This is a genomic window from Mesorhizobium sp. CA14, from assembly GCF_020165195.1.
Taxonomy (GTDB): Bacteria; Pseudomonadota; Alphaproteobacteria; order Rhizobiales; family Rhizobiaceae; genus Mesorhizobium.
The window spans coordinates 13898-27258 of record NZ_JAIUHR010000027.1 but is presented as its reverse complement, the minus strand read 5'-3'; the positions used below and the strand labels follow the sequence as shown (position 1 = coordinate 27258).

General features: G+C 65.6%; 14 protein-coding genes and 1 pseudogene. 3 read left to right on the top strand and 12 right to left on the bottom strand.

Annotated features, from left to right (window positions below; translation table 11 throughout):
- Window positions 1-93: 93 nt before the first annotated feature.
- From LB565_RS23470 to LB565_RS23450, 5 genes are all read right to left on the bottom strand, one after another.
- Entirely contained in the window at window positions 94-1113 is a 1020-nt protein-coding gene (locus LB565_RS23470) for a glucokinase (RefSeq protein WP_224588283.1), read from the bottom strand.
- Between the two features lie 427 nt (window positions 1114-1540).
- Window positions 1541-2623 (bottom strand): penicillin-insensitive murein endopeptidase, encoded by a 1083-nt coding sequence (gene mepA / locus LB565_RS23465; protein WP_224588281.1) that lies wholly within the window; start codon window positions 2621-2623, stop codon window positions 1541-1543.
- A 141-nt stretch (window positions 2624-2764) separates the two neighbouring features.
- Entirely contained in the window at window positions 2765-3667 is a 903-nt protein-coding gene (locus LB565_RS23460; RefSeq protein WP_224588279.1) for an SDR family oxidoreductase, read from the bottom strand.
- An 11-nt stretch (window positions 3668-3678) separates the two neighbouring features.
- Window positions 3679-4824: a tRNA epoxyqueuosine(34) reductase QueG gene (gene queG / locus LB565_RS23455; protein WP_224588277.1), complete on the bottom strand. Its 1146-nt coding sequence runs from the start codon at window positions 4822-4824 to the stop codon at window positions 3679-3681.
- A complete protein-coding gene (locus LB565_RS23450) occupies window positions 4805-5497 on the bottom strand; it encodes a glutathione S-transferase family protein (RefSeq protein ID WP_224588275.1) in 693 nt (230 codons plus the stop codon). The genes queG and LB565_RS23450 overlap by 20 nt, the downstream gene beginning before the upstream one ends.
- 160 nt (window positions 5498-5657) lie before the next feature.
- On the opposite strand from LB565_RS23450, the gene LB565_RS23445 reads away from it, so the two are divergent.
- Entirely contained in the window at window positions 5658-6464 is an 807-nt protein-coding gene (locus tag LB565_RS23445) for an undecaprenyl-diphosphate phosphatase (protein WP_224588273.1), read from the top strand.
- Between the two features lie 228 nt (window positions 6465-6692).
- Here LB565_RS23445 and LB565_RS23440 read toward each other — a convergent pair whose 3' ends face one another.
- Window positions 6693-7070, bottom strand: coding sequence for a YraN family protein (locus LB565_RS23440; protein ID WP_095767933.1), 378 nt, complete (start codon window positions 7068-7070; stop codon window positions 6693-6695).
- Window positions 7063-7959 carry a 16S rRNA (cytidine(1402)-2'-O)-methyltransferase gene (gene rsmI, locus LB565_RS23435; protein WP_224588270.1) on the bottom strand — a complete coding sequence of 299 codons (897 nt, stop codon included), beginning with the start codon at window positions 7957-7959 and terminating at the stop codon, window positions 7063-7065. The genes LB565_RS23440 and rsmI overlap by 8 nt, the downstream gene beginning before the upstream one ends.
- Window positions 7960-8173: 214 nt before the next feature.
- On the opposite strand from rsmI, the gene LB565_RS23430 reads away from it, so the two are divergent.
- A complete protein-coding gene (locus tag LB565_RS23430; RefSeq protein ID WP_095767932.1) occupies window positions 8174-8362 on the top strand; it encodes a hypothetical protein in 189 nt (62 codons plus the stop codon).
- A gap of 213 nt (window positions 8363-8575) precedes the next feature.
- On the opposite strand, the pseudogene LB565_RS23425 reads toward LB565_RS23430, so the two are convergent.
- The 5 genes and pseudogenes from LB565_RS23425 to rph all read right to left on the bottom strand — a co-directional run bounded on the left by LB565_RS23425 (window position 8576) and on the right by rph (window position 12068).
- Window positions 8576-8906 (bottom strand): annotated as a pseudogene (locus tag LB565_RS23425) (low molecular weight protein tyrosine phosphatase family protein).
- A gap of 4 nt (window positions 8907-8910) precedes the next feature.
- On the bottom strand, window positions 8911-10083 hold the full coding sequence (gene hemW / locus LB565_RS23420; protein WP_224588269.1) for a radical SAM family heme chaperone HemW: 1173 nt from the start codon (window positions 10081-10083) through the stop codon (window positions 8911-8913).
- A complete protein-coding gene (gene rdgB / locus LB565_RS23415; RefSeq protein WP_224588268.1) occupies window positions 10080-10757 on the bottom strand; it encodes an RdgB/HAM1 family non-canonical purine NTP pyrophosphatase in 678 nt (225 codons plus the stop codon). The genes hemW and rdgB overlap by 4 nt, the downstream gene beginning before the upstream one ends.
- On the bottom strand, window positions 10757-11167 hold the full coding sequence (locus LB565_RS23410; RefSeq protein WP_224588266.1) for a VOC family protein: 411 nt from the start codon (window positions 11165-11167) through the stop codon (window positions 10757-10759). The genes rdgB and LB565_RS23410 overlap by 1 nt, the downstream gene beginning before the upstream one ends.
- 184 nt (window positions 11168-11351) lie before the next feature.
- Complete coding sequence (rph, locus tag LB565_RS23405) at window positions 11352-12068, bottom strand: ribonuclease PH (protein ID WP_224588263.1); 717 nt, start codon at window positions 12066-12068, stop codon at window positions 11352-11354.
- A 195-nt stretch (window positions 12069-12263) separates the two neighbouring features.
- Here rph and hrcA point away from each other — a divergent pair, with 195 nt between their 5' ends.
- Window positions 12264-13361: a heat-inducible transcriptional repressor HrcA gene (gene hrcA, locus LB565_RS23400; protein WP_224588261.1), complete on the top strand. Its 1098-nt coding sequence runs from the start codon at window positions 12264-12266 to the stop codon at window positions 13359-13361.

Sequence of the window (13361 nt, the reverse complement as noted above, 5' to 3'; positions counted from 1 at the left end):
GCATTTCCGGCATCCTCTTAACGCCCCGGCTACGACTTGCCTATGGCGAAACTTCGTCGCGGCGGCCGGTCGACATCCCGAAACCGGGCGCGGTCAGGCCCGCCAGTGCCGCCCAGCCGTCTGCACGCCGAACAGCGAAGGCGTTCTGGCATAGGCGGCAAGGCCGAGCAGGGCCGCCAGCGGATGGGTGATGACATAGATCGGCATTTCGCGCATCAGCGCGCTGTGCGGCGCCTTGTCCTCGAAGGCGGCGCGGAAATTGCCTGCCTTCAACGCCGGCACGATCTTTTGCGCGATGCCGCCGGTGAGGAACACGCCGCCGCGGCCCATGAACACCAGCGCCAGATCCCCGGCCGTGCGGCCGAGGCAGGTGACGAACAGTTCCAGCGCCTCTTCGGCCACCGGATCGGTTTTGGCGAGCGCGGCCGCGGTGATCTCGGCCGGCGTCGTCAAGGGCGTCGGCTTGCCGTCCGTCCTGGCCACGGCGCGGTAGACGTTGACCAGCCCGCGACCGCACAGGATCTGCTCGCCGGAGATGCGGCCTTCCAGCTTGTCGATATGCGGGAACACCTCGAAGTCGCGCGGCGTGCGCGGGCCGATATCCATATGGCCGCCCTCGCCCGGCACCGGGATCCAGTGATTGAGCCCATAGATCAGCCCGGCGACGCCAAGACCCGTGCCGGGGCCGAGCACGACACGGCTCGCATGGGGTTCCGGCGTGCCGCCGCCGATCTTTTCCATATGCTCCTCGCCGAGCGCCACCACCGCCAGCGCCTGCGCCTCGAAATCGTTGAGCACGACGACCTCGCCCAGGCCCAGATTGGCGAGCATTTGCCGGGGTTTTACGACCCAAGGGCAGTTGGTGAGCGGGATCTCGTCGCCGTCCACTGGCCCGGCAACCGCCAGCACCGCCGAGTTCGGCTGGATGGACGAACGGTCGAGCACCGCCGCCTGGATCGCCTCGTCGATGGTCTTGAAATTCGCCGTCTGGACGATCTGCGGCTCGGTCGCTTCCGAATTGGCGTCGAGCACGATCGAGAAGCGCGCATTGGTGCCGCCAATGTCGCCGATCAGGACCGGAAACCGCAGCGCTGTGTCATTCTCGCCTGGCATTTTTTTCGCGCGTCCCGTTCCTAGCCATCTGGCACTTGTCTGTTCGTTGAACTAGCGCATGGGCCCGCAAAGTGAAAGCGGCTTCGCTTCCGGCTTCCCCTCCCTTTCAGCGTTCGTGCTGCCCCTCACCTGCCTGCCGGCATCCTCTTCCGTATAGTGACGGGGAGAGGGCGCGGTCGTCGCCGGTTTCGCCAATTGCCAGCGTCGCAAGAAAGGCGCCAAGGGTGCGGACGGCCCCTTCTCCCCGTCGCTATACGGCGAGAAGTGCCCCGGCAGGGCGATGAGGGGCGGCGCCTATCTTGCCAGTTAGACGCCTAGCTCCGGCGTTAGAGCGGTTCAGCGTTTATGGAATCGCTGAACCCCTCCAACTCTTTGTTTTTTTCGCAATTCCGGGGTAACACCGCCGTGCATTTTTCCTGGAATTGCTCTAGTTCCCCGGCCTTGGCCTTGGCAGCGGAATGCCGATCTTTGGCGTCGGCGCGAAAGCGCTTGCCGCCGCCGGGATCGCGGCGTTACCGCTGGAGATCGTTTCCGCCGGCTCGGTCGGCTGAGGCTCGGCCACGGCGACCGTCGCGCCGCCGCCGCCATGATAGGTGACCGCTTCCAGCGAGGGCGCGTCCGGTGCGTTGACCACGTCCTGGCACTGCTTGGGCAGGTTGGCCATCGTCATCAGGTCGCGCGCCTTGGGCGCATCCGGGTTCTTGTTCGGCCGCCACGGCTCCTCGGTGAACCACCAGGCAAGCGGCTTGCCGCAGCCATCGTTGTCCGGCGTCGCTTCCTGCCCCTTGCAGAAGGGCGAGCCCGGCTGGCAGCCGATGCGCATATGGAAATGATAGTCATGGCCCCAGAACGGCCGGATCTTACGCAGCCAGGAGCGGTCGCCGGTGACGGTGTCGCAGAGCTTCTTCTTGATGCCTGGATTGACCAGGATGCGCTCGACCTCCGGATAGCTCGCCGCACGCTTCAAAAGCCGCGTATGCGCCGGCGTCCACAGTGCGTCCTTCACCAGATGCGTCTTCTCGTCGACCATCAGCGCCGCGCTCATAGTCTCGCGCTGCGCGATGGTCAGCGGCCGCTTCGGCATCGGTGTCAGCCAGATATCGGCGTCGAGCCCGATCTGGTGCGAGGCGTGGCCGGTCATCATCGGTCCGCCGCGCGGCTGCGAGACGTCGCCGACCAGAAGCCCCGGCCAGCCGTCGGCCTGAGCATCGCGCGAAAGCTTTTCGATCAGCGCGATCATCGCCGGATGGCCCCAGCGCCGGTTGCGCGACGGACGCATCACTTCCCAGGTCGGGCCGTCCATCGGCAGCGCCACGCCGCCGGTGAAGCAGCCTTTGGAATAGAAGCCGAAGGATTGCGCGGGCGCCACGGCCGGCAGTTTTCGGGCGCCGAACAACTCCTTGGCGCGCGGTTCGGCCGAAATGGCGACAGCCGCCAGCGCGGCTAGGGCCAACAACGCCAGGGCGGCGGTCAGGAACGGCTTGCGGTCGGGCAGCGATCGCAAATTCATGAGGCTGGGTCCCTCTTCAGTCTATCCCTTTGCCGCGCGGTCAGGCGAACCCGGTCAAGGAACGAATCATACCACGCCGCGCGTCCCTCATCGATCAAGGCAATAGAACACGATGTCTCGTCCGATCGCTTCACTCCGGCGTCATCTTCTCATCGGGCTGCGCGGCTCTCCGTCCCGCCAGTTGCCCTCGGCCCACATCCGCTCCAGCGCCACCCGGTAGTTGGGAAACCGGAAGCTGTAGCCGGCCGCCTTGATCGCCTGATTCGCGACGCGCTTGTTCTCGCCATAGAAAGACCGCGCCATGGGCGAAAGTTGGGCGGTCTCGAAGGGAATTTCCGGCGGCGGTGTGACGCCCATCAGCCCGGCGGCGTAAGCGACGACATCCTGCGGCGGCGCCGGCTCGTCATCGGTGACGTTGAAGATGCCGCCAATATTCTTGTCGGCCAGAAGCCGGAGCGCGCCGGCGATGTCGTCGCAATGAATGCGGTTGAACACCTGTCCCGGCTTGACCAGCCGCCTTGCGGTGCCGTCCTCGAGATTGGCCAGCGCGTTGCGGCCGGGCCCATAGATGCCGGAAAGCCGCAGCACCGCCACGGGCTTGCCGATCTCCCGGCCAAGCTTCAGCCATTCCTGTTCGGCAGCCACCCGCATCACCGAGCGCTTCGACACCGGCCGGCAGTCGCTGGTCTCGTCCACCCAGGCGCCGCCATGATCGCCATAGACGCCGACAGTCGAGAGATAGCCGATCCACTCCAGCGCCGGCATGTTTGCCCGGATCGTTTCACCGGCGGCGTTGAGCACCGGGTCGCCGGCCTCGTCGGGGGCGATCGAGACGATGAGATGCGTGGTCCCTGCAAGCGCCTCACCCAGCTCGCTCGATAGTGCGCCGTCGAAGCGCAACGGCTCGATGCCGGCCGATCGCAGCGCCTCGAACTTCTCCGGCGCCCGGGTCGTTCCCAGGATCGGTGTACCCTGCTCGTTGGCCCTGGCGAAAGCCCTGGCCGAATAGCCGGCCCCGAAAATGAAGAAGCGTCTTTCGCCCATCAAAAACCCCATCAACCGGCCTTCACGGCCAGCGCTGCCAGCCATTCCTCCCGGACCGTCGCATCGGTCTCGGTTTTCGCAGCGGTCGCGGCAACGCTGCCAAATTCGCCCTCGGAGAGCAGTCGCGACAGGGCCCAGATTGCCGCACCCCGCACCAGCGGTGAGGCGTCGCCCAGCAGGCGGCGCGCGATCGGCATCAGCGAAGCGTCGCCCGAATTGCCCGCGGCAATCAGCACGTTGCGGACAAAACGATCGCGGCCGATGCGCTTGATCGGCGAGCCCGAGAAGAATGAGCGAAACCCTGCATCGTCGAGCGCGAGCAGTTCCGACAGCGGCGGCTCGCGCAGATCCTCGCGCGCCGCAAGCTTCGCCTCCGAAGCCGCGCTGGCGAACTTGTTCCACGGACAGGCGGCCAGGCAATCGTCGCAGCCATAGATGCGGTTGCCGATCGCCTCGCGGAATTCGCGCGGGATCGGCCCCTTGTTCTCGATGGTCAGGTAGGAAATGCAGCGTCGCGCATCGAGCCGGTAAGGCGCCGGGAAAGCATTCGTCGGACAGGCGTCGAGACAGGCGCGGCAGGAGCCGCAATGGTCGATCTCCGCCCGATCGGGTTCCAACTCGGCCGTGGTGAAGATCGTGCCGAGAAACAGCCACGAGCCATGCGCGCGGCTGACCAGATTGGTGTGCTTGCCCTGCCAGCCGAGCCCGGCGGCTTCCGCCAGCGGCTTTTCCATCACCGGTGCTGTATCGACAAACACCTTCACGTCGCCGCCGGCGCGCGCGACGATCTTGCCGGCGATCTCCTTCAGCCGGCCCTTCATCACGTCGTGATAGTCGCGGTTTTGCGCATAGACCGAGATCGCGCCGCGGTCGGATTTTGCGAGAACATCGCGCGGATCGCGTTCCGGGCCGTAATTCATCGCCAGCACGATGATCGAGCGCACCTCCGGCCACAGCGTCGACGGCTCGGCCCGGCGCTCAAGCGTCTCGGCGATCCACTCCATCGAGCCATGGAAACCGTCGGAGACGAATTCGGCCAAGCGCGCGGGCGCCAGCGGGATCGCGTCCGGGCGGGTCACGGCAACCGCCTCGAAGCCGGCGCGGCGCGCCTCCGCGTCGATCAGCGCGCGTAAGGTTTCAGAAGTCCAGGTCCGCATAATGCGATACCGGCGAAAGGCCGCGCACCCGGTCGGAGAGCAGCGGCCGGAACGACGGCCGTGATTTCACCCGTGTGTACCATTCGCGCGCGGCGCCATGTTCGCGCCAGTCGATCTCGCCGAGATAATCGAGTACGGAAAGCGTCGCCGCCGCCGCGAGGTCGGCATAGGTCACCTTGTTGCCGGCCAGCCAATGGCGCGTGCCGGCCAGCCAGTTGGTGTATTTCATGTGCTGTCGGATGTTGGCGCGCGCGGCGCGGATCGCGGCGGAGTCCGGCGAGCCGCCGCCGACGGTTTCCGGCATGACCGGCTTCAGCACGCGCTCGCGCACCAGATGCCGCGTCACTTCGCTTTCCGCCTTCGCCAGATACCAGTCGGTCAGCCGGCGGATTTCGGCGCGCTGCATCGGGTCCTCGGCGAACAGCCGCTTGTCGCGCTTCAAGACGCCGCGCGTCTCGTCGAGATATTCGGCGATCACCATGGCGCCGACGATCGGCACGTCACCTTCGGCGAGCAGGATCGGCAGCGTGCCGGCGGGGTTCAGCGCCAGAAACTCCTTGCGTCGGGTCCACGGCTTTTCCTCGATCAGCGCCAGCTCCTCGCCATACTCGCCGAAAGCGAGGCGAACGAACCGGCAGGTGGCGAACATGGGATGATGGAAAAGCGTCAGCATGGTTCCGCGATGATAGGGCGCACTGGCAATTGGCCGGCCGCGCCGGTAAGTCTTGGCCGCCCGATTCCAGGGACTGTCATGGTGCTGCGACCTATAGGGGGACTTCCGCCCCATGACAAGCAAGCCCTTCCCTTAGCCGTCATTCAAAGCAGAGGTTGCCATGGAAAGCCAGACCATCGTCGAAGCGCTGCTGCTTGGGCTGCTGGAGGGCCTGACCGAGTTCATCCCGGTGTCCTCGACCGGCCACATCCTGCTTGCCGGCCATTTCCTCGGCTTCCACTCCACCGGCAAGGCCTTCGAGATCCTGATCCAGCTCGGCGCGATCCTGGCGATCCTCAGCGTCTATTTCGGCAAGCTGTGGCAGATGCTGATCAAGCTGCCCAGCGACCCGCAGACCCGGCATTTCGTCATCGGCATCCTGATCGCCTTCCTGCCGGCTGCCGTGATCGGCGCGCTGGCGCATGATTTCATCAAGACCATATTGTTCGAATCGCCCCGGCTGATCTGCATCATGCTGATCATCGGCGGCGTGGTTCTGCTCATCGTCGACCGCATCAACCTCAAGCCGGTCCACCATGATGTCGAGGACTTCCCGTTGAGCGTTTATCTCAAGATCGGCCTGTTCCAGTGCCTGTCGCTGATCCCCGGCACCTCGCGCTCCGGCTCGACCATCGTCGGCGCGCTGCTGATGGGCGTCGACAAGCGCGCGGCGGCCGAATTCTCCTTCTTCCTCGCCATGCCGACCATGGTCGGCGCCTTCGCCTTCGATCTTTTCAAGAACCGCAACGTGCTGACCTCGGCCGATTTGCCGATCATCGCCGTCGGCTTCATCGCCGCCTTCGTCACCGCGCTCTTCGTGGTGCGCTTCCTGCTCGATTACGTCTCGCGCAACGGCTATTCGCTGTTCGGCTGGTGGCGGCTGGTGGTTGGAGGGCTCGGGCTGGTGGCGCTGATGGTCTGGGGGTGAACTGAGCTCTCTTATACTGCTTCGTCGAGTTCCTTCGCGCCCCCTCTGCCCTGCCGGGCATCTCCCCCACGAGGGGGAAGATTAGCAGTTCCGCCAGCGGCACCACCTCTTGCAACGTTGGCGATTAGCGAAGTGAGAGCGACATCTGATCTCCCCCCTCGTGGGGGAGATGCCCGGCAGGGCAGAGGGGGGCGCTGTCCCGCCAGCCCATCGCCGTTGGGCAGACCCTCAACTCTTCCCGTAAAACGCGTTCTCGACATGCACCGGCCAGCGCCAGGGCAGCACCGCCACCATGTCGAAGCGCATCGACAGCCGGCCGTAATCCGGCTGGCGCGACAGCCACAAATCCGCGGCGCCCTCGATGCGGCGCTCCGATTCGCGGCCGATCGCTTCCATCGCCTCGATCAATGTCCGCCGCGCCTTGACCTCGACGAACAGCACGAGGTCGCCGCGCCGGGCGATGAGGTCGATCTCGCCGAGCCTGGTGCGGTGGCGCCGGGCAAGGATGCGATAGCCTTTCAGCATCAGCGCCAGCGCCGCCAGCCACTCGCCGCGATGGCCGCGCCGATAGGCCTTTCGGCGATGGCCGACCGTGCGTTCAGCCATCCCCGTCCGCCTTCAGCTCCAGCAGTCGCCGATAAAGCGCCTGCTTCTGCCCGCCGGTCATTTTTGCCGCTTCCGCTGCAGCCTTCGATGCCGGCATTTCGGCCGCAAGCGAGAGCAGGAGGCGGTCGATGTCGGCCGGCTGGTCCTCCGCCGCTTCGGGCGGACCGACACAGATGACGATCTCGCCCTTCGGCGTGTCGGCCGCCGCATAGTGGTCTGCCAACTCGGCAAGCGTTCCGGTGCGCATCTCCTCGAACGTCTTGGTCAGCTCGCGCCCGATGGCGGCTTTCCGCGCGCCGCCCAGCGCCTCGACCATGGCGCCGAGCGTCTCTGCCAGACGGCGCGGCGATTCGAAGAAAATCAGCGTCGCCGGCACCTGCTTGAACGTCTCCAGCTTGGTCAGCCGCTGCCCGGTCTTCACGGGCAGAAATCCGGCGAACAGGAAAGCATCGGAAGGAAGGCCGGAAGCGGTCAGCGCCGCAAGCGGAGCCGAAGGTCCAGGGATGGGCACGACGCGAATGCCGCGCTCCAGCGCCTCGCCGACCAGCCGGTAGCCGGGATCGGAGACCAAAGGCGTGCCGGCGTCGGAAATCAGCGCGACGCTCTGTCCGGCGGCCAGCGCCTCGATCAGCTTCGGCCCGGCCTCGCCCGCATTGTGCTCGTGATAGGCGGTGGTGCGGCGGCGGATGCCGTAGCGCTCGAGCAGCACCCGCGAGACGCGCGTGTCCTCGCAGGCGACGATGTCGGCGGCGGCCAGCGTCTCCAACGCGCGCAGCGTGATGTCGGCCAGATTGCCGATCGGCGTCGCCACCAGATAAAGCGCCGGCTGAAGCGGCCGCGCCGCGACCTCGCTTTGCCCGATCAGATAGCTGCGTTTGTCGCCGGTCACCGAATGCCCCTCATTCCGAGCAATTCCAGGAAAAGTGCGTCGCGGTTTTCCGTCCGGAATTGCGTAAGAACCAAGGCTGTTTCGCATGGCTGACGCCCCGTTGCAAAACGTGAGGTCGAGATAAGGAAATCGCCTTGCCTTTGCCACAGTGCGGAACGAAACCCACATCGGCGAATTTAACCCCTGATTCCCCGGGAGGAGGCAGGACCGAACGATGCCCAATCGCTTCGATATTTTTATCAGCCGACTTGAAAGCAAGACCGCCCGCGAGGGCATCCCTCCACACCCCATCGCCGCCGAGTCCGGCGCGCGCCGCGACAAGGCCGACCAGAAGCCTGTCCGTCACGGCGAGGCGCATGGCGAGAAGCACCGCGGCAAGCATCGCCAGAAGCACGACGCGTGAAGCGTCGCGTGTGGGCGCTGAAGGCCCTTGCTTCGTCATCCTAGGGCGAAGCAAGGAGCGAAGCGACGCAGCGTAGACCCTAGGATCCATGCCGTTACAGCGAAGCTCCGCCAGCGGTGCAGAATTCTGCACCGCCGCGCCTTTTGCACAGGTCACGGCATGGATTCTCGGGTCAAGCCCGAGAATGACGAACGCGACGCGGAGCGCCACATCTCAGAGATATCTGCCGACCCTCACTTCCAGCAGCCGCACCAGTTGCGGGTCCATGAAGTCGTAGTCATCCGGAATATCGAGGCAGATCACCCTGGCACCCTTCAGGCTCGACCGGAATCTCTTCTGCAGCTTGGCGCGGTGTGCCTTTTCCATGACGAAGATTGACGAAGATGATGTCCGCCCAGGCGACCAGCTCATGCGTCAACGGGTTATCTGCGTCGTGATTGGTGCCGGCCGACTCATCCTCGATGTCGCGGCGTTTGGAAAACACCTGCTCGGCGGTGGGGCTGCGCAGCCGGTTCTGGCTGCAGACGAAAAGTACGTTCTTCAAGAAGCTACCTGGCCAAATCCGCCACCACCGCATCGAGCACGATCATGCCGGCGCTCGTGGCGCGCAGCCTTGCATTGCCGACCGGCGCCACCAGGCCTTCCTCTTGCAGCACCGAGAGCCGCGCGCTTGAAAGGCCGCGACCCGAGAGCGCCTCGTAACGCTGCAGGTCGATGCCTTCGGCGAGCCTTAAGCCCATCAGCAGGAACTCGTCGGCTTCTTCCGCGCGCGTCAGGATCTCGCCGCCGGTTATGCCATGGCCCTTGGCCTCGACCAGATTGGCCCAGGTCTCCGGCATCCTTTCCGCCATCGTCACGGTGCGGCGGCCGTTCTCGACGAAGCGGCCATGCGCGCCGGGGCCGACGCCGACATATTCGCCATAGCGCCAATAGGTCAGATTGTGCCGGCTTTCCGCACCCGGCCGGGCGTGGTTGGAAATCTCATAGGCCGGCAGGCCTTGCGCCGCCGTGACCTCCTGCGTCAGCGCGTAGAGGTCGGCGGCATGGTCGTTGTCGGGCAGCGTGAATTTGCGCGCAGCGTAAAGCGCGTGGAAGGGCGTGCCCTCCTCGATGGTGAGCTGATAGAGCGAAAGATGGTCGACGGCGTAGCCGATCGCCTGCTCCAGCTCCGCCCCCCATGCTTCCGGCGTCTGGCCGGGCCGGGCATAGATCAGGTCGAAGGACAGCCGCGGGAAGATTTCGCGCGCGATGCCGATGGCGTGCAGCGCCTCCTCGACGTTGTGCAGCCGGCCAAGGAAGCGCAGATCCTTGTCGTTCAGCGCCTGCACGCCGAGCGAGACGCGGTTGACGCCGGCGGCGCGATAGGCGCGGAAACGCTCGGCCTCGACCGAGGACGGGTTGGCCTCCAGCGTCACCTCGATGCCGGCCGGCACCGTCCAGTTCCTCGCCACGGCCTCCAGGACGGCGGCCACCGTTTCCGGCTTCATCAGCGACGGCGTGCCGCCGCCGAGAAAGATGCTGGTCACCTCGCGCGGCCCGGTGCGGTCGCGCATGGTCCTGAGCTCCGTCTCGAAAGCGCGCGCAAAACGCTCCTGGTCGACCGGCTGATGGCGGACATGGCTGTTGAAGTCGCAGTAAGGGCACTTGGCCGCGCAGAACGGCCAGTGGATATAGACGCCGAAGCCGGGGCTGCGGTCGAGCGAGATGGTGACCGCGCTCATGCCGATCCTAGCCCGGCCAAGTCCAGACGCCCCAAATCCAGGCGGGCTTGCGCGAATTTCTGGAAAGCGCGGGCGCGGTGCGACAGCGCCGTCGTCTGGCCGGGCTTCCAGCCATGCTTTTGTTCCGCGCTCATCTCGCCAAAAGTCTTGTCGAAACCGTTGGGCAGGAACACCGGATCGTAGCCGAAACCGAGCGTGCCGCGCGGCGGCCACACCAGCGTGCCTTCGGCCTCGCCGCGATAATATTCGGCCTCGCCATCCGGGAATGCGAGACAAATGACGGCGACGAAGCGGCCGGCGCGCTGCGACGGCTCGGTCGCGCCGACCTCCTGTAGCGCCACCTCAGTGCGCTGCATGGCCATGCCGAAATCCCTGCTGCCGTCCGGCGTCTCGGCCCAGTTGGCGGTATAGACACCGGGCGCGCCGTCGAGCGCGTCGACGCAGAGCCCGGAATCATCGGAAAGCGCCGGCAGGCCGGTCGCCTTGGCGGCGGCATATGCCTTGATATAGGCGTTCTCCTCGAAGGTGGTGCCGGTCTCGTCCGGCTCGGGCAGGCCGTATTCCTTGGCCGATTTCGCCTCGAAGCCGAACGGCGCCATCAGGTCGACGAATTCGCGCAGCTTGCCTTCATTGTGGCTGGCGACGACGATCTTCTTTCCGTTAAGCGAATGCATCAGAAATCCCAGATCCTTGGCTCGGCGAATTCGATCGAATTGCCCGACGGGTCGCGGATATAGATCGAATGCCCGCCCTGCGGCCATTCGAAATCGCTTTCGATGGCGATGTTGTTCGCGGCGAGATGCTTGCGCCATGCGGCGATCTCGTCGGCGGTTGCCGCAAAGCAGAGATGCCCTTCGCCGGCCGTGCCGTGCGGCGGCACCTTCAGCCGAGCGTCCGGCGCCGGCGGGATCTTCGTCGCCTCGGCATTGAAGAGAAGCAATACGCCGTCACCGCAGCGGAAGAAGACGTGGCGCCCTTCGACCTTGCCCAGCGCTTCGAGGCCGATGATGTCGCGGTAGAAGGCTTCGGCGGCGTGTAGGTCTGTGACGTAGAGGGCGGATTCGAGGATTGCGGAGGGTATCACGAGGCCCCCCTCTCTGCCCTGCCGGGCATCTCCCCCTCAAGGGGGGGGATTAGCTGCGGCCGCGCCGGCACCCCTTCTGCACGATTGGTGATTGGCGAAAGTCGGCGTGACATCCAATCTCCCCCCTTGAGGGGGAGATGGCCGGCAGGCCAGAGAGGGGGGCCTAGGCTCGGCATTCGAAAACCTAAGCCACCGCCATCTGCTGCAGGCTCACCAGCCGCGAAATACCCTTCTTCGCGAGCCCCATCAGCGCCGCGAACTGCTCTTCGGAAAACGGCTCACCCTCGGCCGTGCCCTGGATCTCGACGATGCCGCCCTTGCCGGTCATGACGAAATTGGCGTCGGTGCCGGCCGAGGAATCCTCGAGGTAGTCGAGGTCGATGACCGGCTGGCCGTCATGGATGCCGCAGGAAATCGCCGCGACATGGTCCTTCAGCACCTTGGCGACACTCACCATCTGACGCGCTTCCATCCAGCGCAGGCAATCATGGAGCGCCACCCAGCCGCCGGTGATCGAGGCCGTGCGTGTGCCGCCATCGGCCTGGATCACGTCGCAGTCGACGGTGATCTGCTGTTCGCCCAGCGCTTGCAGGTCGACCACGGCGCGCAGCGAACGGCCGATCAGCCGCTGGATCTCCAGCGTGCGGCCGCCCTGCTTACCGGCCGAGGCCTCGCGCCGCATGCGCTCGCCGGTCGAGCGCGGCAGCATGCCGTATTCGGCCGTAACCCAGCCCTTGCCGGAATTGCGCATCCAGGCCGGCACCTTTTCCTCCAGGCTCGCCGTGCAAAGCACATGCGTGTCGCCGAACTTCACCAGGCACGAGCCTTCGGCATGCTTGGAGACGCCGCGCTCGAAGGAGATGGCGCGCATTTCGTCGGCTTGGCGTTTGGAGGGGCGCATCGAGGCTCTTTCTGTTCTTTCCCGGATTCGTCGGCGGCTTGTAGACGCATGCGCCGCATGGCGCAAAGGAAAACGCGGTCGCAAAGGAAAACCGGCTGGGTAACCGCGAACGCGGCACCGTGACCGCCAACGCGGCACCGGGTTGCGCCGCTGTGGCTTAAGTCTATATCTTTCGGCAGGAGGTTTCTCGCCGGAATGAACAAACCAGTCGATCCGACGTCCCAGAATCCCGGGCCTCAGTCGCCCGTACTTCAGTCACTCGACATGCGCTCGCGCGATATTTTCCGGCGGATCGTCGATTCCTACCTGCGCGACGGCGAGCCGGTCGGCTCGCGCAGCCTGTCGCGCATCCTGCCCTCGTCGCTGTCGCCGGCCACCATCCGCAACGTGATGAGCGACCTCGAGCATCTGGGGCTGATCTACGCGCCGCATGTTTCCGCCGGACGGCTGCCAACCCAGACAGGCCTGCGCTTCTTCGTCGACGCCTTCATGGAGCTCGGCGACCTTTCCGACGACGAGCGCCGCACCATCGAAGCGCAGGTGCGCGCCTCCGGCTCGGGCGCGACGCTGGAGCACATGCTGACCGAGGCCAGCCAGATGCTGTCCGGCATGTCGCGCGGCGCCGGCCTCGTGCTTGCCTCCAAGCACGAGGTGGCGCTGAAGCACATCGAATTCATCCAGCTCGAGCCTACCAAGGCGCTTGCCGTGCTGGTGTCGCAGAACGGCGACGTCGAGAACCGCGTCGTCGAGCTGCCGGCCGGCATCACCGTGTCGCAGCTGCATGAGGCGTCCAATTTCCTCAACGCCCATATCCGCGGCCGCACCCTGGCCGAGGCGCGCGCCGAGATCGCCCGCATCAAGGACGAGACCAGGGCAGCGCTCGACACGCTATCGCAGGATCTGGTCGAGAAGGGCCTCGCGGTCTGGGCCGGCGCCGAAAGCGGCCTGCCGGCACGTCTCATCGTGCGCGGCCGCGCCAACCTCCTGGAGAACGTGACCGCCCAGGCCGATCTCGAATTGCTGCGTCATCTGTTTGAGGATTTGGAAACGCAGGACGGGCTGCTGCAGCTCCTCGACCTTGCCGAGGAAGGGCCGGGCGTGCGCATCTTCATCGGCTCGGAGAACAAGCTGTTTTCGCTGTCCGGCTCGTCGCTGGTCGTCGCGCCCTATCGCGACAAGGACGCCCGCGTCGTCGGCGCGCTTGGCGTCATCGGCCCGACGCGCCTGAATTACGCCCGCATCGTGCCGATGGTCGACTATACCGCACAGCTGATTTCCCGCATGCTTCGTTAG